Origin of the sequence: Enterobacter cloacae complex sp. BZL2005, from assembly GCF_049238885.1 — a bacterium.
Lineage (GTDB): Bacteria > Pseudomonadota > Gammaproteobacteria > Enterobacterales > Enterobacteriaceae > Enterobacter > Enterobacter roggenkampii.
Genome location: NZ_JBMKGI010000008.1, coordinates 100,322 through 125,583 on the forward strand (window position 1 = coordinate 100,322; position 25,262 = coordinate 125,583).

At 56.2% G+C, this 25,262-nt stretch carries 22 protein-coding genes; 5 read left to right on the forward strand and 17 right to left on the reverse strand.

Annotated features, from left to right (window positions below; translation table 11 throughout):
* Positions 1-211 precede the first annotated feature (211 nt).
* Both ACOTXI_RS15195 and ACOTXI_RS15200 read left to right on the forward strand, forming a co-directional pair.
* A complete protein-coding gene (locus tag ACOTXI_RS15195; RefSeq protein ID WP_008502123.1) occupies positions 212-1,042 on the forward strand; it encodes a MurR/RpiR family transcriptional regulator in 831 nt (276 codons plus the stop codon).
* Between the two features lie 58 nt (positions 1,043-1,100).
* Positions 1,101-2,099, forward strand: coding sequence for a DUF3883 domain-containing protein (locus ACOTXI_RS15200; RefSeq protein WP_058653469.1), 999 nt, complete (start codon positions 1,101-1,103; stop codon positions 2,097-2,099).
* A 77-nt stretch (positions 2,100-2,176) separates the two neighbouring features.
* On the opposite strand, the gene guaA is transcribed toward ACOTXI_RS15200, so the two are convergent.
* A complete protein-coding gene (guaA, locus tag ACOTXI_RS15205) occupies positions 2,177-3,754 on the reverse strand; it encodes a glutamine-hydrolyzing GMP synthase (RefSeq protein ID WP_008502126.1) in 1,578 nt (525 codons plus the stop codon).
* 67 nt (positions 3,755-3,821) lie between these two features.
* Positions 3,822-5,288, reverse strand: coding sequence for an IMP dehydrogenase (gene guaB / locus ACOTXI_RS15210; protein WP_008502128.1), 1,467 nt, complete (start codon positions 5,286-5,288; stop codon positions 3,822-3,824).
* A 158-nt stretch (positions 5,289-5,446) separates the two neighbouring features.
* Between guaB and xseA the strand changes: the two genes are divergently transcribed.
* Genes xseA through ACOTXI_RS15225 form a run of 3 tightly spaced genes read left to right on the forward strand, consistent with a single transcriptional unit; the run spans position 5,447 to position 8,249 of the window.
* The gene (xseA, locus tag ACOTXI_RS15215; RefSeq protein WP_008502129.1) at positions 5,447-6,820 is read left to right on the forward strand and encodes an exodeoxyribonuclease VII large subunit; all 1,374 of its coding nucleotides are present in this window, start codon (positions 5,447-5,449) and stop codon (positions 6,818-6,820) included.
* 58 nt (positions 6,821-6,878) lie between these two features.
* Positions 6,879-7,898 (forward strand): M4 family metallopeptidase, encoded by a 1,020-nt coding sequence (locus ACOTXI_RS15220; protein ID WP_008502130.1) that lies wholly within the window; start codon positions 6,879-6,881, stop codon positions 7,896-7,898.
* Positions 7,899-8,249, forward strand: a complete 351-nt coding sequence (locus ACOTXI_RS15225; protein ID WP_006811517.1) for a protealysin inhibitor emfourin — start codon at positions 7,899-7,901, stop codon at positions 8,247-8,249.
* Here the strand turns inward: ACOTXI_RS15225 and ACOTXI_RS15230 are convergent.
* The 15 genes from ACOTXI_RS15230 to ACOTXI_RS15300 form a co-directional block, all read right to left on the reverse strand.
* Positions 8,246-8,467 (reverse strand): zinc ribbon domain-containing protein, encoded by a 222-nt coding sequence (locus ACOTXI_RS15230; protein WP_008502131.1) that lies wholly within the window; start codon positions 8,465-8,467, stop codon positions 8,246-8,248. The genes ACOTXI_RS15225 and ACOTXI_RS15230 overlap by 4 nt on opposite strands.
* A gap of 50 nt (positions 8,468-8,517) precedes the next feature.
* A complete protein-coding gene (locus ACOTXI_RS15235; protein WP_008502132.1) occupies positions 8,518-9,552 on the reverse strand; it encodes an oxidoreductase in 1,035 nt (344 codons plus the stop codon).
* A 57-nt stretch (positions 9,553-9,609) separates the two neighbouring features.
* On the reverse strand, positions 9,610-11,160 hold the full coding sequence (locus tag ACOTXI_RS15240; protein WP_421633945.1) for a peptide MFS transporter: 1,551 nt from the start codon (positions 11,158-11,160) through the stop codon (positions 9,610-9,612).
* Positions 11,161-11,461: 301 nt separating this feature from the next.
* Positions 11,462-12,937, reverse strand: a complete 1,476-nt coding sequence (gene der / locus ACOTXI_RS15245; RefSeq protein ID WP_008502134.1) for a ribosome biogenesis GTPase Der — start codon at positions 12,935-12,937, stop codon at positions 11,462-11,464.
* A gap of 112 nt (positions 12,938-13,049) precedes the next feature.
* Positions 13,050-14,228 carry an outer membrane protein assembly factor BamB gene (gene bamB / locus ACOTXI_RS15250; protein ID WP_058653465.1) on the reverse strand — a complete coding sequence of 393 codons (1,179 nt, stop codon included), beginning with the start codon at positions 14,226-14,228 and terminating at the stop codon, positions 13,050-13,052.
* 10 nt (positions 14,229-14,238) lie between these two features.
* A complete protein-coding gene (locus ACOTXI_RS15255; RefSeq protein ID WP_008502136.1) occupies positions 14,239-14,859 on the reverse strand; it encodes a YfgM family protein in 621 nt (206 codons plus the stop codon).
* A gap of 13 nt (positions 14,860-14,872) precedes the next feature.
* On the reverse strand, positions 14,873-16,147 hold the full coding sequence (hisS, locus tag ACOTXI_RS15260; RefSeq protein WP_032622984.1) for a histidine--tRNA ligase: 1,275 nt from the start codon (positions 16,145-16,147) through the stop codon (positions 14,873-14,875).
* A gap of 80 nt (positions 16,148-16,227) precedes the next feature.
* Positions 16,228-17,346 carry a flavodoxin-dependent (E)-4-hydroxy-3-methylbut-2-enyl-diphosphate synthase gene (gene ispG / locus ACOTXI_RS15265; protein WP_008502138.1) on the reverse strand — a complete coding sequence of 373 codons (1,119 nt, stop codon included), beginning with the start codon at positions 17,344-17,346 and terminating at the stop codon, positions 16,228-16,230.
* A 26-nt stretch (positions 17,347-17,372) separates the two neighbouring features.
* Positions 17,373-18,389, reverse strand: a complete 1,017-nt coding sequence (rodZ, locus tag ACOTXI_RS15270; RefSeq protein ID WP_058653464.1) for a cytoskeleton protein RodZ — start codon at positions 18,387-18,389, stop codon at positions 17,373-17,375.
* A 292-nt stretch (positions 18,390-18,681) separates the two neighbouring features.
* Positions 18,682-19,848 carry a bifunctional tRNA (adenosine(37)-C2)-methyltransferase TrmG/ribosomal RNA large subunit methyltransferase RlmN gene (locus ACOTXI_RS15275; RefSeq protein WP_008502140.1) on the reverse strand — a complete coding sequence of 389 codons (1,167 nt, stop codon included), beginning with the start codon at positions 19,846-19,848 and terminating at the stop codon, positions 18,682-18,684.
* 169 nt (positions 19,849-20,017) lie between these two features.
* Positions 20,018-20,449 carry a nucleoside-diphosphate kinase gene (gene ndk, locus ACOTXI_RS15280; RefSeq protein WP_003860625.1) on the reverse strand — a complete coding sequence of 144 codons (432 nt, stop codon included), beginning with the start codon at positions 20,447-20,449 and terminating at the stop codon, positions 20,018-20,020.
* Between the two features lie 121 nt (positions 20,450-20,570).
* Entirely contained in the window at positions 20,571-21,446 is an 876-nt protein-coding gene (locus tag ACOTXI_RS15285) for a 4Fe-4S binding protein (protein WP_103786813.1), read from the reverse strand.
* Positions 21,446-22,234 (reverse strand): dimethyl sulfoxide reductase anchor subunit family protein, encoded by a 789-nt coding sequence (locus ACOTXI_RS15290; protein WP_008502142.1) that lies wholly within the window; start codon positions 22,232-22,234, stop codon positions 21,446-21,448. Before ACOTXI_RS15290 ends, ACOTXI_RS15285 begins: the two co-directional genes overlap by 1 nt.
* The gene (locus ACOTXI_RS15295) at positions 22,227-22,856 is read right to left on the reverse strand and encodes a DMSO/selenate family reductase complex B subunit (protein WP_008502143.1); all 630 of its coding nucleotides are present in this window, start codon (positions 22,854-22,856) and stop codon (positions 22,227-22,229) included. The genes ACOTXI_RS15290 and ACOTXI_RS15295 overlap by 8 nt, the downstream gene beginning before the upstream one ends.
* The gene (locus tag ACOTXI_RS15300; protein ID WP_058653460.1) at positions 22,853-25,231 is read right to left on the reverse strand and encodes a DMSO/selenate family reductase complex A subunit; all 2,379 of its coding nucleotides are present in this window, start codon (positions 25,229-25,231) and stop codon (positions 22,853-22,855) included. Before ACOTXI_RS15300 ends, ACOTXI_RS15295 begins: the two co-directional genes overlap by 4 nt.
* Between the last annotated feature and the right edge of the window lie 31 nt (positions 25,232-25,262).

The following is a 25,262-nucleotide window of genomic DNA, read 5'->3' on the forward strand; positions in this document are numbered from 1 at the left end:
TAAGTTGAAATAAAATAAATGATGATTATTGTGATCAAGGATGGATTTTTATGTTAACAGCCAGCACCACTGACGCCGCGTGCTCTATTAAGGGTTCTCGGGCGAGGAAATGACTGAATCTTCTGTTTCATTTTTGCTGCCAGATGGATGGCCGACATTTAAAAGACGCGGTTTTGCGTTTAGAATCATATGACTGTATTTGGGGGATAACATGACAACAGCAACCAGCCTGAACGAACTGCAGCAGCAAATCCGCGATCGCTACGATAGCCTGAGCAAGAGGCTGCAGCAGGTCTCCCGCTACGTGCTGGACAACACCAACAGCGTGGCCTTTGATACGGTTGCCGTCATTGCCGAGCGCGCCGACGTGCCGCCCTCGACGCTGATCCGCTTTGCCAACGCCTTTGACTTCACCGGCTTCAACGAAATGAAACAGCTGTTTCGCATGAACCTGGTGGAGGAGACCGCCAGCTACAGCGACCGCGCCCGGCTGTTCCGCGAGATGGAGAGCGAGGCCGTGCCGGAAACGCCGCTCGATATCCTGCAGGAGTTTGCCCGCTCGAACGCGCAGGCGCTGCAGCAGCTGGCCGCCCGCGCCGAGCCGGAGATGCTGGAGCGCGCGGTACAGCTGCTGGCCGACGCCGATACCATCTACATTGCCGGACTGCGCCGCTCCTTTAGCGTCGCTGCCTATCTCACCTATGCCCTGAGCCACCTCGAGTGCCGCCCTATCCTGCTCGACGGCATGGGCGGGATGCTGCGCGAGCAAATCAGCCGCATTAAGGCGCGCGACATCGTGGTGTCGATAAGCTTCTCGCCGTACGCGGAAGAGACGGTGATGGTCAGCGAAACCGCCGCCAGCGTTGGCGCGCGGCAGATTGTGATTACGGACAGCCAGATAAGCCCGCTGGCGACGTTCAGCGATCTCTGCTTTGTGGTGAAAGAGGCGCAGGTGGACGCGTTTCGGTCTCAGTCGGCGACGCTGTGCCTGGTGCAGTCGCTGGTGGTGGCGCTGGCGTATCGGTTGGGAGAAGGGAAATAAGGAATCGGTCTTAATGCTTTCCTTAATCATAAACGGTTGGATCTATCAGGGATAAAATGTGAAAAAAATTTTATGGGTGAAATTCGGCTGGTCAGAATATTATCGGGGTGGACCGGTTAATGGTAATTTTGGTTGGCTAAATGAAAATAAAAAATACGAGCGACGGGGTCACGAGGCGTTCAACTTTGAACCTGCACCTGATGGCACTTATTATTGTTATGTTCCGCCACAAGCAAAACATTATGCCCCTTTAAACGAAGACCCGCACGGATGGACAGTTATTTGTCTTGCGAAAAATCCTCGACGCGCCGGGATCCACATTGTTGGATGGTATGAAGATGCAACGTTGCACGGAAAATGGCTTGTTCCGCCTGACAATGAGATAAAAAAAGCGGGGGATATTAACGTATCTTATAGTGACAGGTCATACTGTATTTCAGCCCAGAAAGCCTATTTTATTCCTCCCGACAAACGAAACGCTCCGTTCTCCGATCCCTCCATAAAACAAGGGAAATATTCCTTTCTCGAAGGACCTGGGGTGGAAATCAACGACAATAAGATACGCGTACTTAACTTGCTGAATCAACGGATGGAAAAAATCTCTCCCTTTGCCATCCTTAATCCAAATGATATTAACTCTCCCGACCCTGAACTTAATACAATCGATCCCTTAACGGGATTCGGTACTCCAGAACATAGGAAACGTGTCGAAAAGCGCGCCGAAGATATCGTCATTACACATTACGAGAAAAAAGGTTTTACCTGCAAACGTATGACGCATCTGCCCTGCGGCTATGATTTCTCATTCACGAAAGGTGAAGAGGAGAGACATATTGAAGTTAAAGGCACATCAAGCTCAACCCCGCAATTTTTCCTTACACGGAATGAACATTTGAAGGGAATGCAATCTAATTCAAAATGGCGTCTGGCAATGGTGACTTCTGCCCTTTCTGAATCGCCGAACTTAATTGAATATACTGCCCGCGACCTGAAACGCGTATTTGAGCTTGAACCTTATGTTTATATTGGAAGATTTCTTCCCACAGTAAAGGAATAATGAAACTATTCTTTAGACATAAAAAACCCTCTAAGAAACAGAGGGTTTTTTAGAACGTTAAAAAATTTTAACCGCGTTTATTCCCACTCAATCGTAGCCGGTGGCTTACCGCTGATGTCATACACCACGCGGGAAATGCCGTTCACTTCGTTGATAATGCGGTTAGACACGCGGCCCAGGAAGTCATACGGCAGGTGCGCCCAGTGCGCGGTCATGAAGTCGATGGTTTCCACCGCACGCAGGGAAACAACCCAGTCGTACTTACGGCCATCGCCCATCACGCCGACGGAGCGAACCGGCAGGAACACGGTGAACGCCTGGCTTACCTTGTTGTACAGATCAGCTTTGTGCAGCTCTTCGATGAAGATCGCGTCCGCGCGACGCAGCAGGTCGCAGTACTCTTTCTTCACTTCACCCAGCACGCGCACGCCCAGACCCGGACCCGGGAACGGGTGACGGTAGAGCATGTCGTACGGCAGACCCAGTTCCAGACCGATCTTACGCACTTCGTCTTTGAACAGCTCGCGCAGCGGTTCAACCAGGCCCATCTTCATCTCTTTCGGCAGGCCGCCCACGTTGTGGTGAGATTTGATGACGTGTGCTTTACCGGTGGCGGAGGCCGCAGATTCGATCACGTCAGGGTAGATGGTACCCTGCGCCAGCCACTTCACGTCGTCCAGCTTCAGCGCTTCTTCGTCGAACACTTCCACGAACACGCGACCGATGATCTTACGTTTCGCTTCCGGATCGTTCTCGCCTTTCAGCGCGTCCAGGAAGCGCTGCTCGCCTTCCACGTGAACGATGTTCAGACCGAAGTGGTCGCCGAACATGTCCATAACCTGCTGGGCTTCGTTCAGGCGCAGCAGGCCGTTGTCCACGAAGACGCAGGTCAGGTTTTTGCCGATAGCGCGGTGCAGCAGCATCGCGGTCACGGAGGAGTCCACGCCGCCGGAGAGGCCGAGGATCACTTTGTCATCGCCAACCTGCTGGCGGATACGCTCAACGGCGTCGTCGATGATTTTTGCCGGGGTCCACAGGGCTTCACACTGGCAGATGTCGCGCACGAAGCGCTCCAGCATGCGCATACCCTGACGGGTGTGGGTCACTTCCGGGTGGAACTGCACGCCGTAGAAGCGTTTTTCTTCGTTCGCCATGATGGCAAACGGGCAGCTCTCGGTGCTGGCAACGGTCACGAAGTCAGACGGGATAGCGGTGACTTTGTCGCCGTGGCTCATCCACACGTCCAGCAGCGGTTTGCCGTCTGCGGTCAGGGAGTCTTCGATACCGCGCACCAGCGCGCTGTCGTTAACCACTTCAACCTGCGCATAGCCGAACTCGCGCTCGCTGGAGCCTTCTACGTGGCCGCCCAGCTGCATTGCCATGGTCTGCATACCGTAGCAAACGCCGAATACCGGCACGCCAGCTTCGAATACGTACTGCGGCGCGCGCGGGCTGTTTTCTTCGGTGGTGCTTTCCGGGCCGCCGGACAGGATGATGCCGCTTGGATTGAATTCGCGAATCTGTGCTTCCGTGACATCCCACGCCCACAGTTCACAGTAAACGCCCAGTTCACGCACGCGACGCGCCACCAGCTGAGTGTACTGAGAACCAAAGTCCAGGATGAGAATGCGATGTTTATGAATGTTTTCCGTCATTGACGCTAATTCCGAGGCAAGTGAAACAAAAACAGAGCGCCCGGCAGAAGCCGGGCGCGGAAATTAATCAGGAGCCCAGACGGTAGTTCGGGGACTCTTTGGTGATCGTCACGTCGTGAACGTGGCTCTCCTGGATACCCGCACCGCTGATGCGTACGAATTCCGCTTTAGTACGCAGCAGGTCAATGGTACCACAGCCGGTCAGACCCATACAGGAGCGCAGGCCGCCCATCTGCTGGTGAATGATCTCTTTCAGACGGCCTTTATAGGCAACGCGACCTTCGATACCTTCCGGCACCAGTTTGTCAGCGGCGTTATCGGTCTGGAAGTAACGGTCAGAGGAACCTTTGGACATCGCGCCCAGGGAGCCCATACCGCGGTAAGATTTGTAAGAACGGCCCTGGTAGAGTTCGATTTCACCCGGGGATTCTTCGGTACCGGCCAGCATGGAGCCTACCATCACCGCCGCTGCGCCCGCAGCGATCGCTTTCGCGATGTCGCCAGAGAAGCGGATACCGCCGTCAGCAATAACCGGAATACCGGTGCCTTCCAGCGCTTCAACCGCGTCAGACACCGCGGTGATCTGCGGAACGCCCACGCCGGTCACGATGCGCGTGGTACAGATAGAGCCAGGGCCGATACCCACTTTCACCGCGCTGCAGCCAGCGTCAGCCAGCGCGCGAGCGCCTGCGCCAGTGGCTACGTTACCGCCGATGATCTGCAGGTCAGGGTATTTGGCACGGGTATCACGGATACGCTGCAGCACGCCTTCGGAGTGGCCGTGAGAGGAGTCAATCAGCAGGACGTCAACGCCCGCGGCAACCAGCGCGTCAACGCGCTCTTCGTTACCGGCACCTGCGCCAACCGCAGCGCCAACGCGTAGACGGCCATGCTCGTCTTTACAGGCGTTAGGCTTACGTTCTGCTTTCTGGAAATCTTTAACGGTGATCATGCCGCGCAGGTGGAAGTTGCTGTCAACAACCAGCGCTTTTTCAACGCGTTTTTCGTGCATTTTTGCCAGCACCACGTCGCGGGTTTCACCTTCGCGAACGGTAACCAGACGCTCTTTTGGCGTCATGTACACGCTGACAGGCTGGTTCAGGTCAGTCACGAAACGCACGTCACGACCGGTGATGATGCCCACCAGTTCGTTCTCTTCGGTCACCACCGGGTAACCGGCGAAGCCGTTACGCTCGGTCAGGGCTTTCACTTCGTGCAGGGTGGTGGTTGGCAGAACGGTCTGTGGATCGGACACGATGCCGGATTCATGTTTCTTCACGCGGCGAACTTCTTCTGCCTGACGTTCGATAGACATATTTTTGTGAATAAAGCCAATGCCACCTTCCTGTGCCAGGGCAATTGCCAGGCGCGCTTCAGTCACGGTGTCCATTGCCGCAGAGAGCATAGGAATGTTCAGGCGAATGGTTTTCGTCAACTGCGTGCTGAGATCGGCAGTATTCGGCAGAACGGTGGAATGAGCGGGAACGAGGAGGACGTCGTCAAACGTCAGTGCTTCTTTAGCGATACGTAGCATGGGCAATATCTCTGACCTGGGTGGTTAAATATTGCCGTGGCATTATACAGAGCGTAACCGATTGCATCTACACTTTTTTATAAAAAAGCTTGCGATTGCCTCTCAGCAGGTTACTATCGACTGAATAACTTGCTGATTTAGAATTTGATCCCGCTCACATGTTATCCTCTCAATCCCCCTCAATTTATACCGTCAGCCGCCTTAATCAGACGGTGCGTTTGCTGCTTGAGCAGGAAATGGGGCAGGTCTGGATCAGCGGTGAAATCTCTAACTTCACGCAGCCCTCCTCCGGCCACTGGTACTTTACGCTAAAAGACGATACCGCCCAGGTGCGCTGTGCGATGTTCCGCAACAGCAACCGCCGCGTGACGTTCCGTCCACAGCACGGCCAGCAGGTTCTGGTGCGCGCCAATATCACCCTCTATGAGCCGCGCGGTGATTATCAGATTATCGTCGAGAGCATGCAGCCTGCGGGCGAAGGTCTGCTGCAGCAGAAGTACGAACAGTTAAAGGCTAAGCTCTCGGAAGAGGGACTTTTCGACCAGCAGTTCAAAAAGCCGCTGCCCTCGCCTGCCCACTGCGTGGGGGTCATCACCTCGAAAACCGGTGCGGCACTGCACGATATTTTGCACGTTCTGAAGCGTCGCGACCCTTCCCTGCCCGTCATTATCTACCCGACCGCCGTGCAGGGTGACGATGCGCCGGGGCAGATTGTGCGCGCCATTGAGCTGGCGAACGCGCGTCAGGAGTGCGACGTCTTAATCGTCGGACGCGGCGGCGGCTCGCTGGAAGACTTGTGGAGCTTTAACGAAGAGCGCGTGGCGCGGGCAATCTTTGCCAGCCTTATCCCCGTGGTGAGCGCCGTCGGCCACGAAACGGACGTGACGATCGCCGATTTTGTCGCGGATCTCCGCGCGCCGACGCCGTCCGCGGCGGCAGAGGTGGTCAGCCGCAACCAGCTGGAGCTGCTGCGTCAGATCCAGAGCGGCCAGCAGCGTCTTGAAATGGCGATGGACTACTACCTCGCCAACCGGACCCGGTGCTTTACCCAGCTTCATCACCGTCTACAGCAGCAGCACCCGCAGCTGCGCCTGGCGCGTCAGCAGACCGTGCTGGAGCGCCTGCGCCAGCGCATGAACGTGGCGATGGACACCCAGATCAAGCGCGCGGTGTCGCGCCAGCAGCGCGTGACGCAGCGTCTGAACCAGCAGAACCCGCAGCCGAAAATTTATCGTGCGCAAACGCGGATTCAGCAGCTTGAGTACCGTCTGGCGGAAACTCTCCGCGCGCGACTGAGCGCCACCCGCGAACGCTTTGGCAATGCGGTGACCCACCTTGAAGCGGTCAGCCCTCTCTCCACGCTGGCGCGCGGCTATAGCGTGACGACGGCAACGGACGGCAAGGTGCTGAAGCAAACCAAACAGGTGAGTACCGGCGATGTGCTGACGACGCGTCTGTCGGACGGCTGGGTAGAAAGCGAAGTGAAATCAATTAAACCGGTGAAAAAGACGCGTCAGCGTAAAACCGGATAATTCTTCGCCGGTTACTTACTATACTGCTGCTATTCCCTTTTTCAATAAGGAGAGCAGCATGCCCCATCTTCATAGCGTTATTCCCCCGTATATTCTTCGTCGTATTATCGAAAGCGGTTCCGAACCGCAGCAGCGCTGTGCCCGCCAGACCTTAACCCACGTCCAGACGCTGATGGCCCATATGCCGGGCAAATCCGCCGCGCCGCACGTGAATAAAGCCGGACAGCTGGAGCGCGATATCTACGATGCGAAACAGACCCAGGAGCTTCCGGGTACGCAGGTGCGTTATGAAGGTCAGCCGTCGAACGGCGATGTGGCGGTGGACGAAGCGTACGAGTATTTGGGTATTACCCATGATTTCTTCTGGAAGGAATATCAGCGCGATTCGCTCGATAACAAAGGGCTTATTTTAACCGGCACCGTTCACTACGGTCGGGAATATCAGAACGCCTTCTGGAACGGCCAGCAGATGGTATTTGGCGACGGCGACGGGGAAATATTTAACCGTTTTACCATCGCCATAGACGTCGTGGCGCATGAGCTGAGCCACGGCGTGACCGAGACCGAAGCCGGGCTTATCTACTTTGAGCAGTCCGGCGCGCTGAACGAGTCGCTGTCGGACGTGTTTGGCTCGCTGGTGAAACAGTACCATCTGAAGCAAACCGCCGAGAAAGCAGACTGGCTGATTGGTGAAGGGCTGCTGGCAAAAGGCATCAACGGCAAAGGGCTGCGCTCGATGTCTGAACCGGGCACCGCCTACAACGATCCGCTGCTCGGCAAAGACCCGCAGCCTGCACACATGAAGGATTTCATTAAAACGCGCGAGGATAACGGCGGCGTGCATCTGAACTCCGGTATTCCCAACCGGGCATTTTATCTGGCCGCGACGGCGATTGGCGGCTACGCCTGGGAAAAAGCGGGTTATGCCTGGTACGACACGGTTTGCGATCGCAATCTGGCGCAGGATGCGGATTTTGAGGCCTTCGCAAAACTGACGGTAGCACACGGAGAAAAACGCTCCGGCGGTGACGTTGGGGCGGCCATAAAACAAGCCTGGGAACAGGTGGGAGTGCTGTAAATGCAGGTTCCGGAACTGACGGATGACGCCGTGGTTGAGCTGGCCCGGGAAGGCGGCGTCGCTTTTATTCCCAAGCTGAGCGGCCAGCGCACCATCGCGCTCTCCTCGCTCAATGAGGCCCAGCGCCAGCGTCTGGTGAGCATCCTGGAGCAGGCCTTTCCGCGCGGTCAGCCGCCGGGACAGGCCTCGTCACCCGGCAGCGGCGACCAGCGCTATTTCCGCATCCAGATTATCTGGACCGGGCAAAATCAGGCGCACTACGCCGATATCATCGTGCTGGTACCGGAGCAGGAAGCGCCCGAGTCGCTGGTCGAGCTGTGGCAGAAAGGCGAAGGCTGCGTGTGCGATTAACCTTCGGCCCGAACAAACTCCACGCGTTTTTTAGAGATAAGACCGTGGCCGTTCTGGCAGAAGTAGTCCACTGCCCCGCAGGCTTTTAAGACCTGGAGTGGCTGATGGCACTCCGGGCAGCGGGCTTCAAGCGCAATATCCTTATTACAGCTCTCGCAGTGTGCCATCCCGTTCAGGGGCTCAAGCGGTGCCTGGCAATCCGGGCAGGTAATCGTCATGGTGACTCCTTAAAAGCATTCTGGTCTGCGATCATTTTACCACGTCGCGTTCAGTGCGGGCCACGCAGCTGTTGCTGTAACGCCAGCAGCAGTTCCACTTCCGCTATCCTGCGGCGCGTCGTGCGGCTCACCTCGTGCGGATCCCGTTCAAAAAGACTGCTGGTGCCCAGAATATGCCCGGCAAGACAGTGCTCGTAGAGTGTCCCGGGAATATGCCAGCGCTGAATATCCTTACCCTCAATCAGCTCAAGCACATCCTCCGCGCCGCGCCGGTCGTGGCTGATGATGCGCCCGTCGCGCAAACAGAGCCGTAATCCTTTTTGCCCGCCCGCGGGTCCCGCGTATTTGTTCAGCCAGATATCCACCGGCACGCCGCTGATGCGGCCCTGAATATGCGCCTCGCCCTCCGCCGTGGACATGTCGCCTTTTGCGATAGCGCGGCCCAGGCGGTCTTTAGCCGTGACGACCTGCAGGGTCATATCATCACTTCCGCCCAGATAACGCACCGTTTCGCGCAGCATCGCCAGCACGTGCGTACCGATATCCAGAATCACGCCGTCCGGGTGGCGAAGCGTACGCGCGTCCGGCTCGCCGGTGGCAAAGTTAAGCGCGATGGGTTCCCCTGCGGCGTTATATCCGCTCGGCTCCTGCAAAAAGCCGTCGATTTTGACGATGTCAGAGACGCTGCCAACCAGCGACCGCTTTACCGTTTCGATGCGCGCCATCCAGTGATCGAGCGCCAGCACGCGGGAAGCAGCGTCGGGGTTTGCCAGCAGCGCGTTGAGCTTTTCGATTTGGGGAAGCGTGGCGACGATCGGTTTTTCAATCACAATCCGCGGAACGGCCGAGGCTATGGCCTGTTCCAGCACCTCGAGGTGGTGCAGCGATGCGGTGGTAATAAAGAGAGTATCAAGCGGTACGGCGAGAAGTTCCGTAAGCGAAGCGCAGCGCGTGACGCCTTCAGGCTGCCTGGTGGGGAGAACATCAAATCCAAAACAATGAACCGCGTGACCATAAAGGCGACGTAAGGCGGGCAGATACGCGGTTTCCACGACCGCACCAAGACCGACAAATCCTAACTGCATAGTTTCACCTCAGGGAATCGATGCCGGGGCATAACGCCGCCCCGGCAAGCCCGAGGTTTATGAGGCGTTAGCAGCCGGTTTAGTCTGCGCATTTTCCAGCATGCGGCGTACCGGAACAATGAGGACGATCAGTACCGCGGCACAAATCAGCAGTGCGACGGAGCAGCGCGCAAAGAGATCCGGCAGCATATCCAGCTGGTCGGCCTTCACGTGGCCGCCAATCAGACCCGCCGCCAGGTTACCCAGCGCGCTCGCACAGAACCACAGCCCCATCATCTGGCCGCGCATTCTCTCCGGCGCCAGCAGCGTCATGGTCGCCAGGCCAATCGGGCTGAGACACAGCTCGCCGAGCGTCAGCATCAGGATGCTGCCCACCAGCCAGAACGGCGACACGCCCGCCCCACCGCTGCTCAGCACGTTCTGTGCCGCCAGCATCATCAGGCCAAAGCCCGCTGCGGCACACAGGATACCGATAACAAACTTGGTGATGCTGCTCGGACGAATGTTCATGCTCGCCAGCTTCGGCCACGCCCAGCTAAACACCGGTGCCAGCAGGATGATGAACAGGGCGTTGATCGACTGGAACCACACCGCCGGGATTTCGAAATCGCCGATCATGCGGTTAGTGTAGTCGTTGGCAAACAGGTTGAACGAGGTTGGCTTCTGCTCGAACGCGGACCAGAAGAACGCCGCGGAGATCAGCAGAATAAAGCAGACCAGCAGTCTGGCGCGCTCTTTACGGTTCAGTCCTGCAAAAACAAACAGATAAATAAAGTAGAGGGCAACGGATGCCGCAATCACGTAGACCAGCACGCTGGCTACCGCGACCGGGTTAATCACAATCACACCCTGCGCAATCAGCGTCACGATCGTTGCCACGCCTGCCGCCAGCGCCAGCGCCAGCAGCCAGGCGCCCACGCCGTTACGCTTCACCACCGGGCTGTTCCAGGTGGAGTCGAGGCCGACTTCGCCGTCATAGCGTTTCATTGCCGGAACGGCAAACACGCGGAAGATAATCAGCGCCACCAGCATCCCGATACCGCCAATACCAAAGCCCCAGTGCCAGCCGTGGGTTTTGATCAGCCAGCCGGAAATCAGCGGGGCAATGAACGAGCCCATGTTGATGCCCATATAGAACAGCGAGAAACCGCCGTCACGGCGCGCGTCGCCTTTTTTATACAGGGTACCGACCATTACCGAGATACAGGTCTTAAACAGCCCGGAGCCGAGCACGATGAACATCAGGCCGATAAAGAACAGGTTATTGCCCATGATGGCCGAGAGCGCAATCGACAGGTGACCGAGCGCAATCAGGATCGAACCGTACCAGACGGCTCTCTGCTGGCCGAGCCAGTTATCCGCCAGCCAGCCGCCCGGCAGCGCGGCCAGGTACATGGTGCCGGCAAAGATACCGACAATCGCCGAGGCGTTTTCACGCGCCAGGCCCATCCCGCCGTCATAGACGGTGGCGGCCATAAACAGGATCAGTAACGGACGAATGCCGTAAAACGAGAAACGCTCCCACATCTCGGTGAAGAACAGGGAACCGAGCGGATACGGGTGGCCGAAGAACGTTCGGCTTTCTTTTTGATTAACAGAGGATTGCATAATTCTCCCGAAAGGTATGTCGTCGTGCTTGTAAACACCAGCAGGTACGCCGGCCAGTTACGTATCTGGCCGATTTTTTTACATGCGGCGAAAAGTTGGTTAACCATTTGATAACCAGGCGCTAGTTTTGTCTAGTACCGGACCCTGGACTTTAAGATGAAAATTCGACGATTGTCTACTTTCTTAGATTTAAACTTGGTTAAAAGTGAATAGTGATTGACTTCACACAGAGAAAACCGGCGGTATGAATGGGCAAAAAAAAGCCCGCGAGAGTCGCGGGCTTTCGCGCGTTCAGCAAAGCTTATTTGCTTTTCTTAATGTGCTTAATCAGACGCTTACGCTTGCGCATCTGGTTCGGCGTCAGGGTGTTGCGCTTGTTGGCGAACGGGTTTTCCCCTTCCTTGAACTGGATACGGATAGGCGTGCCCATCACGTCCAGCGATTTACGGAAGTAGTTCATCAGGTAGCGCTTGTAGGAATCCGGCAGGTCTTTCACCTGGTTGCCGTGGATCACCACGATTGGCGGGTTATAACCACCGGCGTGGGCGTATTTCAGCTTCACGCGACGGCCGCGCACCAGCGGCGGCTGATGGTCTTCCGCAGCCATATTCATGATACGGGTCAGCATGGCGGTGCTCTGACGACGGGTGGAGCTGTCGTAAGCTTCGCGCACGGATTCGAACAGGTTACCCACGCCGCTGCCGTGCAGCGCAGAGATGAAGTGTACGCGAGCAAAGTCGATAAAGCCCAGACGGAAGTCGAGGGTCTCTTTCACCTGCTCACGCACTTCATTGCTCAGGCCATCCCATTTGTTGACCACGATAACCAGTGAGCGCCCACTATTGAGGATAAAGCCGAGCAGAGAGAGGTCCTGATCGGAGATCCCTTCGCGCGCGTCGATAACCAGCAGCACGACGTTGGCATCTTCAATCGCCTGCAGGGTTTTGATAACGGAGAATTTTTCCACCACATCGGTGATTTTCCCGCGCTTACGCACCCCGGCGGTGTCGATGAGGACATACTCACGCTCATCGCGCTGCATCGGGATGTAGATACTGTCGCGGGTGGTGCCCGGCATATCGTAAACGACCACGCGCTCTTCACCCAGAATACGGTTAGTAAGTGTAGACTTACCTACGTTTGGACGACCCACGATGGCCAGCTTGATCGGCAGATCCTGCGGGTTGAAGTCGTCTTCAGGCTCTTCTTCTTCGCCCGCTTCGCCGTCTTCGAACTGCGCCCAGTATTCCGCGTCTTCGTCCACCTCTTCCGGCGGGTTCACTTCGTCAACCCACGGCAGCAGAACGGTTTCCAGCAGGCTGGTGACGCCACGGCCATGCGATGCCGCGATAGGGTAGATCTCACCCAGACCCAGTGACCAGAAATCTGCGATGGCCTGATCGGCATCGATGCCGTCGGTTTTGTTCGCCACCAGGAAGGTTGGCTTTTCGCGTGAACGCAGGTGTTTAGCGATAGCTGAGTCCGCCGGCATCAGGCCAGCGCGCGCGTCCACCATGAACAACACCACGTCCGCTTCTTCAATCGCCAGCAGCGACTGTTCCGCCATGCGGGTTTCCACGCCGTCTTCTGTGCCGTCAATACCACCGGTATCAATACAGATGAACTCGCGTCCTTCCACCTCTGCACGACCGTACTTACGGTCACGCGTCAGCCCCGGGAAATCCGCAACCAGCGCATCACGGGTGCGTGTTAAACGGTTAAAAAGAGTGGATTTTCCAACGTTAGGGCGCCCGACAAGCGCGACCACAGGTACCATGTTTGAAGCCTCATAAAATTCAAAATAACGTCGCTTTCGCGGCGTTTTTAAAAATGTCAAAACGGCTCCTGAGTGAACAGGAGCCGTTTAGTATACTACAACCGCCGGGTAATTAACGCGTGATCGCGTACAGCGTGCCGTCTTTTGCCTGAATCAGCAGTTTGCCGTCGGCCACGACCGGGTCGGTCAGGAAACCAGAGCTGTCGACTTTTTGCTGTGCAACAAAGCGGCCATTATCCGGATCGATCCAGTGCATATACCCTTCGCTGTCGCCCACAACCAGGCTACCGTTGTACAGCGCTGGCGCAGTCAGCAGACGGTGCAGCAGATCGCTTTGCGTCCACAGCGTCACGCCGCCTTCGGTGCTCAGGGCCAGCAGACGGTCGTTCTGGTCAACCATATAGATGCGGTTACCCTCAACGATGAAATCATTCACCGAGCCCAGCTCACGTTTCCACATGATCTGGCCGCTGCGCAGATCCAGCGCGGTCAGGTTGCCGTTGTAGGCCAGCGCGTAAACCACACCGTTAACGATGACCGGCGTTGTGTCCACGTCGCTCAGACGGTCAATTTCCGTTGAGCCAGTGGCCTGAGAGATACGCTGCTGCCAGATCATCTGGCCCTGCTGCATCAGTACGGCGCTTACGCGACCGTTGTCGCCGCCGACAATGGCAGCACCAAATGCGGTAGCCGGGGCAGATTCGCCACGCAGAGAGAGCGCAGGCATATCCAGGTTAACGGTCCATTTCACCAAGCCGTCCGCTTCGTTCAGCGCCTGCAGCTGGCCGTTGCTGGTATGAATCAGCACCAGGCCATCGCTCACCACCGGACGAGAGAGGGATTCCCCCGCCACGGTCGTTTGCCAGGCAATGGAACCGTCGCTGCTGTTCAGGGCATACACCTGCGCTTTTTCGCTGCCCACGTAGACGTGGCCACCGGCAACGGTCAGGCCGCCAGACAGCAGTGCAGGCTTACGGGAGAACCAGCCGTCTTTTTCCGCCAGGTTAACGGACCACACTTCTTTTCCGTCATCCGCGTTCACCGCTTTCACGGTACCTTTGCGATCGCCCGCATAGACAACGCTGTCTGCATATGCAGGATGAAGGTTGGAATAGAAATCACCAATCCCATTGCCCACGGAGACATCCCACGCGGTGGATGGGGTAAACTGGTTTTCAACCGTCGGCAGTGGGGACATTTTCACAACGTCTTCTTCGCCACTGAACAGTGAACAACCACTCAATAACGTAACAGAAAGCAGTCCTGGCAGAAGTAATTTACGCAATTGCATCGGGTCCCTCTCAGACGGACAAATTATTTATTTTCATCTGCATCATTTCGCTCAGCGCAGGTGAGGCATTGCTCTCGACGCCAGCTTGCCACGCTTTACGCGCGCCCGCTTTGTCACCTTTGCTCAGCAGTGCTTCACCGCGCAGATCGGCAACGATGGCAGCAAAACCTTCGCCTTTGATGGTATCGAGCGTTTTCAGCGCATCGTCAGCTTTTTTCTGCTGAACCTGAATACGTGCCAGGCGCAGATTGATCACCGCTTTCAGATTTTCATCACTGGCGGCAGCAAGGCCCTGAGACAGCTGAGCAACGGCTTTATCCAGTTCGTTCTTATCAACGTACTGCTGAGCCACTTCCAGCGCAGCCAGTGCACCGTAGGTGTTTTTGTTGTCAGCCGCAAATTTTTCTGCTGCCGTCAGCGTTTGCGGCTGATCGGCACGAATTGCGCTCACGGTATTTTCATAGGACAGGGACGCGCCGCGCGCGGAATCCGCCTGATGATTGTTCCAGTAACGCCAGCCTACCAGCGCACCGACACCTAAAATAACCCCAACAACCAGCGCTTTGCCGTTTTCAGCAAAGAAGCGTTTAATCGCGTCGACCTGATCGTGTTCGTTCTCGTAAATTTCCACGCAGTCCTTCTCCTTAGCCCAATAGAGTGCGCAAGTGCGCCGCAACGCCGTCCTGCGTTACTGTTGTCTGCTCACCAGAGCGCAGGTCTTTCACCACCACTTCGCCGTTGGCCACTTCGGACTCACCCAGCACCAGTGCGATACTTGCGCCCCACTTATCGGCACGAGCAAACTGTTTTTTGAAGTTGCCGCCGCCATGGTTGGTCATCAGCTTAACGCCCGGCAGCGCATCGCGCACGCGTTCGGCAAGCTGCATTGCCGCAGACTGCGTTTCCGCGCCTGAGGCCACCAGGTATATATCGACAACGGAATCTGCTTTAAATTCCGGATTAACTGCCTGAACCAGCAAAACAAGTCGCTCAAGACCCATCGCGAAGCCAACCGCAGGCGCAGCGCGACCGCCAAGTTGCTCAACCAGACCGTCGTAACGACCGCCCGCGCACACGGTGCCCTGAGAGCCGAGGCTGGTGGTCACCCACTCAAACACGGTACGGTTGTAGTAGTCCAGACCGCGCACCAGGCGCTGGTTTACGGTATAGGCGATACCCGCCGCTTCAAGCAGCTTGCACAGGCCCGCGAAGTGTTCGCGAGATTCTTCATCCAGGTAATCACCCAGCGCAGGCGCATCGTTCAGCAGTGCCTGAACATCGGCGTTTTTAGAATCCAGAACGCGCAACGGGTTGCTGTACATGCGACGTTTGCAGTCTTCGTCCAGTTTCTCTTTATGCTGTTCCAGGAACGCCACCAGCGCATCGCGGTAGTTCGCACGCGCTTCGAGAGAACCGATAGAGTTCAGCTCGAGGGAAACGTGATCGGCGATACCGAGCGCACGCCACCAGCGGGCGGTCAGCATAATCAGTTCAGCGTCGATGTCCGGGCCCTGCAGGCCAAAGACTTCCACACCCAGCTGATTAAACTGGCGATAACGCCCTTTCTGAGGACGTTCGTGGCGGAACATCGGGCCGATATACCACAGACGCTGCTCCTGATTGTACAGAAGACCATGTTCGATGCCGGCGCGTACGCAGCCCGCCGTCCCTTCCGGACGCAGGGTCAGGCTGTCGCCGTTGCGGTCCTCAAAGGTGTACATCTCTTTTTCAACCACGTCGGTCACTTCACCGATCGCGCGTTTGAATAACGGGGTCTGCTCTACAATCGGCAAACGAATTTCGCTGTAACCGTAGCTGCCGAGCACCTGCTTCAGCGTGCCTTCAATGCGCTGCCAGATGGCGGTTTCGCCAGGCAGATAATCGTTCATGCCGCGGATGGCTTGAATGTTTTTTGCCACGTTTATTCTCTTTCTATATACAAAAAAAACCCAAAGAATGGGTTCAATCATACATGGGAAGCTCACGGCTTCCCATCACGTTATTTTTCAACCTGCTGAACGTTGATACGCTGTGTCTCGTCCATCATGGCGGCTTTGGCGCGGATGCGGGCTTCAAGCTGGTCGATCATGTCGCTATTATCCAGACGATCTTTTCGAACGCCATCTTCATAGAGACCACTTTTCTTGTTACCGCCGGTCACGCCCAGGGTTGACACCAGGGCTTCACCCGGACCGTTCACCACGCAGCCGATGATGGAGACGTCCATCGGGGTGATAATGTCTTCCAGACGTTGCTCCAGGGCATTCACCGTACCGATCACATCGAACTCCTGACGTGAACAGGTTGGGCAGGCAATGAAGTTGATCCCACGCGCGCGAATACGCAGTGATTTCAGGATATCGAAGCCGACCTTGATCTCTTCGACAGGATCCGCCGCCAGCGAGACGCGCAGGGTGTCACCGATCCCTTCAGAGAGCAGCAGCCCCAGACCGATCGCGGATTTTACCGAGCCGCTACGCAGGCCGCCCGCTTCGGTGATCCCGAGGTGCAGAGGCTGATCGATCTGCTTTGCCAGCAGGCGATAAGATTCAACGGCCAGGAACACGTCGGACGCTTTTACGCTGACTTTGAACTGATCGAAGTTAAGGCGATCGAGATGATCGACGTGACGCATCGCGGATTCGAGCAGCGCCTGCGGCGTAGGCTCACCGTATTTTTCCTGCAGATCTTTTTCCAGGGAACCGGCGTTAACGCCGATACGGATAGGAATATTTTTATCGCGGGCGCAGTCCACGACCATGCGGATACGCTCTTCGTTACCGATGTTGCCCGGGTTAATACGCAGGCAATCGACGCCGTACTCGGCCACTTTCAGTGCGATGCGGTAGTCGAAGTGAATATCAGCCACCAGCGGAACGCTGACCTGCTGTTTGATCAGTTTGAACGCCTCAGCCGCATCCATGGTCGGGACGGAGACGCGAACAATATCCGCGCCGACACGTTCTAATGCTTTGATTTGATTGACCGTCGCTTCCACATCGGTGGTGCGCGTATTGGTCATCGACTGAACGGCGATAGGTGCCCCATCGCCGATTGGCACATTCCCAACGTAAATCCGTTTCGATTTTCTACGTTGAATCGGAGCCTGGTTATGCATGAAAAATCTCCCGCGTTGCCCGTCTGTTACTGTGCTGCTGATTGTTCGGCATTAACGGTAAGACGTGCAACCTGGTTAGTTCTGATAAAGCGGCTCAGGTCGACAGGTTTTCCTTGATACTGGATCTGTACCGCTGCCGGAGCGCCGATTTTAAGTTTATAAGGCGCCTGGCCCGTTAGGTTTAACGTGCCATCTTTGCGCTGCAGGCCGCTGAACAGTTTTTTACCTGTCGCGTCAGTCACTTCCAGCCAGCAGTCGGCGCTGAAGTTCATTACCAGCGCGTTAAGGTCGGCTGCGGGTGTCGCCGTACCCGCCGGGCTGGTTGGCAGAGACGCTGCGGTATTGTCTGCAGGCTGAGCAGCCGCAGGCGCGTTCGCCGCAGTATCAACATTCGCCTGAGAAGGGGCAACCACCGCGTTTTGATCCTGAGCCTGAGGCGCAGCGGTGTTAGCCGTTGCTGCCGGAGCCTGCGCAGCATTGGTCGCTGTCGCATCTGGCGCTGCGGTCTGTGGCTCGCTGGAAGTCGCTGCACCGTCGGTATTCAGCGGCACGCTCTGGGCGTTATCCGTTCCGGCCTGGTTGAGTTCGGCGGAGGATTGATCGGCCATGGTGGTGATCTCTTCCTGCTGCGCCTTGTGGTTTTGCCACCACCACGCACCGGTCAGACCGACCACCACAAACAGCACCAGCCAGGTAAAGCTCATCAGCCAGCCATCACGTTTTTTACGACGTTTCCCCAGGGAGAAGGTCTGCATCGGCGCAACTTTTGCTGCACGGACCGGCGCCTGCTTCTCCATCATTGGCAGTAATTCGTTTTCGGGGATGTGCACCAGTTTTGCGTAAGAGCGGATATAACCGCGCAAGAACGTTGAAGCCAGATCGGCGGGTGCCTTATCTTCTTCAATATCGCGAACCGTGGAAACCTTCAGGCACAAGCGTTCTGCGACGGCTTGCTGGCTGAGTCCGAGTTGTTCACGGGCGTTGCGAAGACGAACGCCAGTGGAGAGTGCTTCATGTTGGTCGTGAGTGGCTTCAGTATTCATTCGCTACAACTACTGGTACGTGAAAAAAAGGGTTCAGGCGCCGGTGAGTCACAATGCCACCCGCACCGCGAAACTTCTGGTCAGTTAACCTTGAACACAGAGTATAAGACTGTCAGCCCGGAGATGACAGTACAGCCCTGCCCGTACGGCTAAACTGTTGTTACGTCGTTACATACTGCCCGAAAGTCGGATGAAACGCACCGTAATTATTGATCAGTCTTCACGAATCTGACTGATTATTCAGTAAGGTTATGTCTCACGGCGCAGATAATGCGCCGTGAGTGCATAATAATCAAACAGCTTTAACCGCGATCGTCTCGCCCTGCATGCGTTTACGCAGGGTACGCTTGGTACGGTCAATAACATCACCAGCCAGCTGTCCACATGCGGCATCAATATCATCACCACGCGTTTTACGCACGATGGTGGTGAAACCATACTCCATCAGCACCTTGGAGAAACGGTCGATACGGCTGTTCGAGCTACGGCCATACGGGGCGCCCGGGAACGGGTTCCACGGGATCAGGTTGATTTTACATGGCGTATCTTTCAGCAGTTCAGCCAGCTGATGCGCATGTTCGGTACCGTCGTTGACGTGGTCCAGCATCACGTACTCGATGGTGACGCGACCCTGGTTGGCGTTGGATTTCTCCAGATAGCGACGTACGGCAGCGAGGAAGGTTTCGATATTGTACTTTTTGTTGATCGGCACAATTTCGTCACGAATTTCATCGTTTGGCGCGTGCAGGGAGATCGCCAGCGCGACGTCAATCATATCGCCGAGCTTGTCCAGCGCAGGCACAACGCCTGAGGTCGACAGCGTGACGCGACGCTTGGACAGACCAAAGCCGAAGTCATCCAGCATGATTTCCATCGCCGGAACGACGTTGGTCAGGTTCAGCAGCGGCTCACCCATCCCCATCATCACCACGTTGGTGATTGGGCGAGTGCCGGTCACTTTTGCCGCGCCGACGATTTTCGCGGCACGCCAGACCTGGCCGATAATTTCTGAAACACGCAGGTTACGGTTAAAGCCTTGCTGCGCGGTTGAGCAGAATTTGCACTCCAGCGCACAGCCAACCTGGGAGGAGACACACAGCGTCGCGCGGTCTTCTTCCGGAATGTAGACGGTTTCAACGCGCTGATCGCCGACCGCAATCGCCCATTTGATGGTGCCATCTGCGGAGCGCTGCTCTTCCACCACTTCCGGGGCGCGGATTTCAGCCACTTCTTTGAGCTTATTGCGCAGGACCTTGTTGATGTCAGTCATGTCATCAAAATTGTCGCTGCAGTAATGGTACATCCACTTCATGACCTGATCGGCACGAAACGGCTTTTCGCCCATCTCTTTGAAGAACTCGCGCATCTGCTGACGGTTCAGATCCAGCAGGTTGATTTTTCCATATTTATTGGGAACCGCAGGAATGGCGACTTCGGAGGTATTCACTAATTCAGACATAATATTTACCGGCCTCGTTGTTACACGTTATGGCCCATGGAGGGTTGAATAGAAACGCCCCGGAAAGCGGTCTGCTCGTCCGGGGCGTTGCATTGTACAAAGTCTGGCGCAGGGATGCCACGTCTGGACGCGGCATTTACGAAAATAATGTGTAAACGAAACCGTTAAATTAACGGGTACGTGGACACACTTCGCCTTCAGCGAAGAAGAATGCGATTTCGCGTGCAGCAGATTCAACAGAGTCAGAACCGTGGGTACCGTTCTCGGTGAAGCTGTCAGCGTAGTCAGCGCGCAGAGTACCTGCCAGCGCGTTGTCCGGGTTGGTTGCGCCCAGCAGGTCGCGGTGACGCTGTACGGCGTTTTCGCCTTCCAGTACGGATACCACGATTGGACCGGAGGTCATGAACTCCACCAGGCCGTCAAAGAATGGGCGACCTTCGTGCTCAGCGTAGAAGCCGCGCGCCTGCTCAACGGTCAGGTGCAGCATTTTGGTACCTACAATTTTGAACCCTGCAGATTCAAAGCGAGCGAAGATGCTGCCAATAACGTTTTTTGCCACCGCGTTTGGTTTGATGATGGAAAAAGTACGTTCAATAGCCATGATAACCTCTGTCAATGTTCTGTTGTTTTGCATACCTGAGTATGGTGTGGCGCGGATTATAAAGAGCTATAGCGCTATTGCCTATGGTTCTGCATAACATTTTTTTAAAATGAGACGAAGATTAGCAACAGTCCGGGTTTCGCATATCGTGTTGATGGTGAAAACAGAGCGGACACTGCTTTTCATCAGGCGTAAATGACCAGAAATGACGGTGGCACGTCAGGCAAACGGCTTCATATGCCAGTATGGCCACGTTTTTCGCCGTTCCTTCTGTTCGCGTCACTTTTATCGCCGCATGCTGGCATACCGCTTCGCAGCCGCCGCAACCGGTACAATATCCGGTTTCGACGATCAGTTCAGCGTTCTCAAACCGAATCGCGTTTTCCGTACAACTCCGCCAGCACGCGCCGCACAATACGCACGTTCCGGCGTCGAGAGCTATCTCTGCCTCACTAACCCCAGAAAACGCTCTGCGCAGTTCACTCTGACCGGGCACGACGCTACAGGTCCGGACATCCTCACGGGGAACGTGCATCAGCGCACGGCGGGCGATATTAACCTCGTTGACGGGTAAAAGTTTAAACGCCCATACCGCTTCACCGCGTCGACGAAGCACAAGATTAAGCCGGGCAATCGCCAGCAGCCAGTCAGGATACTGCTCCACGTCGATACTGATAAAACGAACATGGTGCTGTGCATGCCAGAGCAGCAGTTCATTCACATCCGGCGCACGTTCAGTAAAAGGCCCGACAAGCGTATCGCCACACAAAAAGCGTTTTCGCGGCGTGATGCCGGTGATGGCCTCAGTGGGGCAAACAAACAGGCAGTCACCGCATTCAATACAGCGGTTCTCATCAACCGAGATATCTGCGTCCGTAAAAGAAAAAGCCTGCACGGGACAAACGTCAGCGCAGGCGCAACAGGAAGCATGGCGAAAACGGCGACGGACGCACGCATGCGTCACGTCCATCGCCGGGCCAAACGTTAATCTGCCCATCAGCCAATACTGAAGAAAACGAAGCGCAGCATCAGCTCACCCGCAATCAGCAAGGCGCTGCCCAGCAGCATCGTGCCTCGCGCCGCTTTTAACCCGCCCGCAGCAAAGCACAGCATACCCACGACAGACACACACCAGCTCAGCAGATGCACGGTGCGCAGTTGTTGCAGCATCTGTAACGGCGCATGAGGGAACGTCACCACGGTGTTGTCCATAGCCGAGATGTCGGCCAGCCAGACGGGCTGCATCACCAGACGCACAAGCACCAGCAGCGTGATAATGACCACCGCCGCACGCAGAGTAGCCCGGGAACGCATCCCAACCGCCATGCAGGCTGAACCAATAATGCCCACCGAGCCGATAAACAGCACCAGCGTGTTGATATGCTGCCACGTCACCACGGACGCATGCATGTAGATCTGCGCCATGCAGAACACATCCACCAGCCCGACAAGGCCCGCCGCCGCCAGAAGCAGCTTCCAGCCTGGCTTTTTGGCGAACATCAGCAGCGTCGCGAGACCCAGCGCCGCCAGGTAAAGGCTGGCAAAGATAATCTCACGGCTCAGCCAGGAGCTGGAGACATGGCGCAGCGCGTTGAGAGCATTGAGCGGATAGCCCATGTGCAGCGCCGAGGCGAGCAATCCGAGGCTTGCGAGCACAAACGCCCCGGCAGCAGGCAGAAGCGCGCTACGCTGCGAAGCATGCGCCCCCCCGAACGCCAGCCAGAGCGTCACGCCTACCGAGCCCTGCAGGAACAGTGTAAAAATCAGCAGCGGTAACTCATGCATGGCGTTTGCCCTCTTTCTCTGCACCCTGATGCGCTTTGATCACCAGATTCGGTTTTGTGATGGAAGAATCAGGCAAGCCTTTCACGTCACTGACCACACCATACTTCGCCCGCAGTTCATCAATCGGCCCGAATTTAATCGCTTCGAGTGGACAGGTTGCCACGCAGACGGGCTGCTCCCCCTTCGCCTGGAGATCCACGCAGAAATCGCATTTTGACATTTGCCCGGTCTGCTCGTTGAGCTGTGGCGCGCCGTAAGGGCATGACCACGCACAGTAGCCGCAGCCGACGCACTTATCTGTATCAACGCGCACAATGCCGTCTCCCGGACGCTTGTGCATCGCCGTGGTCGGACAGTTTTTAGTGCAGATGGGGTCTGTACAGTGGTTACAGGAAATAGAGAGCGTGTAGGCAAACACATTGTTGCTGACGCCGCCCTGCCCGGTGGGGATGAAATTCCCGCCGTTGACTTCGTACACGCGACGGAAACGACGTCCGACCTCAAGGTTGTTTTTATCTTTGCATGCCACCTGGCAGGCTTTACACCCTGAGCAGCGTGAAGAGTCGATATAAAAGCCCAGCTGTTTGTCGCTCACCGGCGCGTAGTGTTTAAACTGACTCATGCTTTTGCCACCTCCACCAGCATGGTTTGATGTGAATTACCTTTCGCAAGCGCGGTAATACGAGCCGAACTGAGCACGTTCGCGCAGCCGCCTTTATCAATGCCCTTCTCATCCGGCTGCCACCAGGCACCTGCCTGCATGGCTACCACCCCAGGAATGATGCGCGGCGTAACCTCCGCCGGGATCTCGCAAATGCCGCGTGCGTTATGGATACGCACGGTATCTCCCTGCGCAATGCCGCGCTTCTGCGCGTCCTGAGGGTTAATCCACAGCTTTTGCTGCTGCGCCTCAATCAGCCACGGGTTGGCGTACTGGGTTGAGTTAGCGCGGTTTTTCCCTTTCCAGGTGATCAGCTGCAGCGGGAAGGTTTTTGCCAGTTCGTCTTCCGGCCCTTCGTGGGCAGGCACGTAATGCGACAGCGCCGGAATTTCCTGGTGCTGCATGTCGTATAGACGCTTCGAGAAGATCTCAATTTTCCCGGACGGCGTCGGGAACGGATGATTTTGCGGGTCGCGAATATTGTCTTCAAAGGCGACAAACGGCGCGCTTTTGAAGAGATGCTGACGCGTCTTTTGCAGCGTCGCGAAGTCCGGCAGGTTTTCCTCCGGCATCGACAGCTTTGTCTGCTCCCAGATGTGCTCAATCCACGCCTTTTCGTCACGCCCTTCGCTGAATGCCGGTTCGACACCAAGCTTAGCAGCGACCTCCCGCAGCCAGTCGTAGTCTGAACGGCGCTCAAATTCAGGCTCAATCAGCTTTTCGGACAGGATCAGATAGCTTGCAGTACCCCAGGTTTCGCCGATATTCCAGCGTTCCATAAAGCTGGTTTCCGGCAGGAGAAGATCGGCGTATCGGGCGCTCGGCGTCATAAACAGATCGCTCGCGACGATAAACTGGATTTTCGACTCGTCTTCCAGCACGCGGGTTGCCTGATGAAGATCCGGGTTCTGGTTAGCCAGATAATTGCCCGCCAGCGAGAAGAGGATGCGGATATTGCTGTCCAGCTTTTCGGCATCCTTCAGGCCGACTTCCGCCGTTACCTTAGAGGCATCGTCGGCGGCCTGCACCCAGTTCATCACCGATATTTTGGCTTTCACCGGGTTACCCGGCATCTCCGGGCCTGCGGCAAATTTACGGTTAGCACAGCCGCCGTAGCCTGCCGCCCAGCCGCCTTTCACCCCAACGTTACCCGTCAGCGTGGCCAGTATCGTCGAGCCGCGCGCGGTGCGCTCGCCGCAGTTATGGCGCTGCGGTCCCCAGCCCTGGATCAGCGCGGCGGGCTTCGTCGTGGCATAATCGCGCGCCAGCTGACGAATGGTCTGCTCAGGCACGTGGGTGATTTTCTCTGCCCACTCGGGCGTTTTCGCCACGCCATCTTTTGCGCCGCTCAGATAAGCAATCAGGGATTCATTGGCCGGAACGCCTTCCGGCATAGCGTCTTCATCAAAGCCCAGGGTATAGCGCTGAATAAAGTCGCGATCGTGCAAGTTCTCCGTGACGATCACGTACATCATGGCGTCCATCAGGGCGTTATCGGTTGTTGGCAGCAGCGGGACCCACTGGTCAGCAAGGGAGGACACCGTATCTGAATAGCGCGGATCGACAACGATGAAGCGGGTGCCGTTTTGCTTCATCTTCTGGAAGAAGTAGTTGCTGTGACCAAAAATCGTTTCCGTCGGGTTATGCCCCCAGAGGATGACCAGCTTGGTGTCCAGTAACGTGTCCAGCGAGCTGCCGCTGGCGGCGGTACCGTAGGTATAGGGCGTTGCCGCTGCGGTGTTGCCCATACTGACCGAGTGATAGCTTTCGAGATAGCCGCCGGTTAAGTTGAGGAGACGACGAACCATTTTATCGCCGGAGAACGTTCCTCCCGAAACTGCGGTGCCAACATGCACATAGCGCGAAGCAGCACCGTATTTTTGCGTAATGGTTTTTAATTGATTCGCAATAAGCGTTGTGGCTTCATCCCAGGTAATACGTTCGAATTTTCCTTCGCCACGTTTACCCACGCGTTTCATTGGATATTTAAGCCGATCGGGATGATAAACAAATTTCCGATACGCGCGTCCGCGAACGCAGGCGCGCATCACCGGCATTTGAAGATCCAGTTCATTATCCGGACGCGTAGAGATGCGTGTGACCACGCCGTCGCTGACGTGCGCCCGAATATCGCATTTCCCGCCACAGTCAAAAGTGCTGCAGGTTTGAATGACTTTTTCTTCGGGTTCGTTCACTGCCGCAGGCATTGTCGCCGCCTGCGCTTTTCCGCCTTTTACCACAAACGGCAGAGCGGCAAGCGCGGACCCGGCCTGAATAAAGTGACGCCGGGAGAGAGCGGGATTAAGACTCTCTCTCAGTTTCTTATTTTTTTTCATTGCTCGTTCCTTCAAATAAAAACGCATTCTC

Coding starts and splice junctions, on each gene's coding strand:
- ACOTXI_RS15295 (WP_008502143.1), bottom strand. CDS start 22,856: ATGAGTCAGTTTAAACACTACGCGCCGGTGAGCGACAAACAGCTGGGC.
- der (WP_008502134.1), bottom strand. CDS start 12,937: ATGGTACCTGTGGTCGCGCTTGTCGGGCGCCCTAACGTTGGAAAATCC.
- xseA (WP_008502129.1), top strand. CDS start 5,447: ATGTTATCCTCTCAATCCCCCTCAATTTATACCGTCAGCCGCCTTAAT.
- ACOTXI_RS15220 (WP_008502130.1), top strand. CDS start 6,879: ATGCCCCATCTTCATAGCGTTATTCCCCCGTATATTCTTCGTCGTATT.
- guaA (WP_008502126.1), bottom strand. CDS start 3,754: ATGACGGAAAACATTCATAAACATCGCATTCTCATCCTGGACTTTGGT.
- ACOTXI_RS15230 (WP_008502131.1), bottom strand. CDS start 8,467: ATGACGATTACCTGCCCGGATTGCCAGGCACCGCTTGAGCCCCTGAAC.
- ACOTXI_RS15195 (WP_008502123.1), top strand. CDS start 212: ATGACAACAGCAACCAGCCTGAACGAACTGCAGCAGCAAATCCGCGAT.
- ACOTXI_RS15240 (WP_421633945.1), bottom strand. CDS start 11,160: ATGCAATCCTCTGTTAATCAAAAAGAAAGCCGAACGTTCTTCGGCCAC.
- ndk (WP_003860625.1), bottom strand. CDS start 20,449: ATGGCTATTGAACGTACTTTTTCCATCATCAAACCAAACGCGGTGGCA.
- ACOTXI_RS15285 (WP_103786813.1), bottom strand. CDS start 21,446: ATGGGCAGATTAACGTTTGGCCCGGCGATGGACGTGACGCATGCGTGC.
- ACOTXI_RS15225 (WP_006811517.1), top strand. CDS start 7,899: ATGCAGGTTCCGGAACTGACGGATGACGCCGTGGTTGAGCTGGCCCGG.
- rodZ (WP_058653464.1), bottom strand. CDS start 18,389: ATGAATACTGAAGCCACTCACGACCAACATGAAGCACTCTCCACTGGC.
- bamB (WP_058653465.1), bottom strand. CDS start 14,228: ATGCAATTGCGTAAATTACTTCTGCCAGGACTGCTTTCTGTTACGTTA.
- ACOTXI_RS15290 (WP_008502142.1), bottom strand. CDS start 22,234: ATGCATGAGTTACCGCTGCTGATTTTTACACTGTTCCTGCAGGGCTCG.
- guaB (WP_008502128.1), bottom strand. CDS start 5,288: ATGCTACGTATCGCTAAAGAAGCACTGACGTTTGACGACGTCCTCCTC.
- ispG (WP_008502138.1), bottom strand. CDS start 17,346: ATGCATAACCAGGCTCCGATTCAACGTAGAAAATCGAAACGGATTTAC.
- ACOTXI_RS15300 (WP_058653460.1), bottom strand. CDS start 25,231: ATGAAAAAAAATAAGAAACTGAGAGAGAGTCTTAATCCCGCTCTCTCC.
- ACOTXI_RS15235 (WP_008502132.1), bottom strand. CDS start 9,552: ATGCAGTTAGGATTTGTCGGTCTTGGTGCGGTCGTGGAAACCGCGTAT.
- ACOTXI_RS15275 (WP_008502140.1), bottom strand. CDS start 19,848: ATGTCTGAATTAGTGAATACCTCCGAAGTCGCCATTCCTGCGGTTCCC.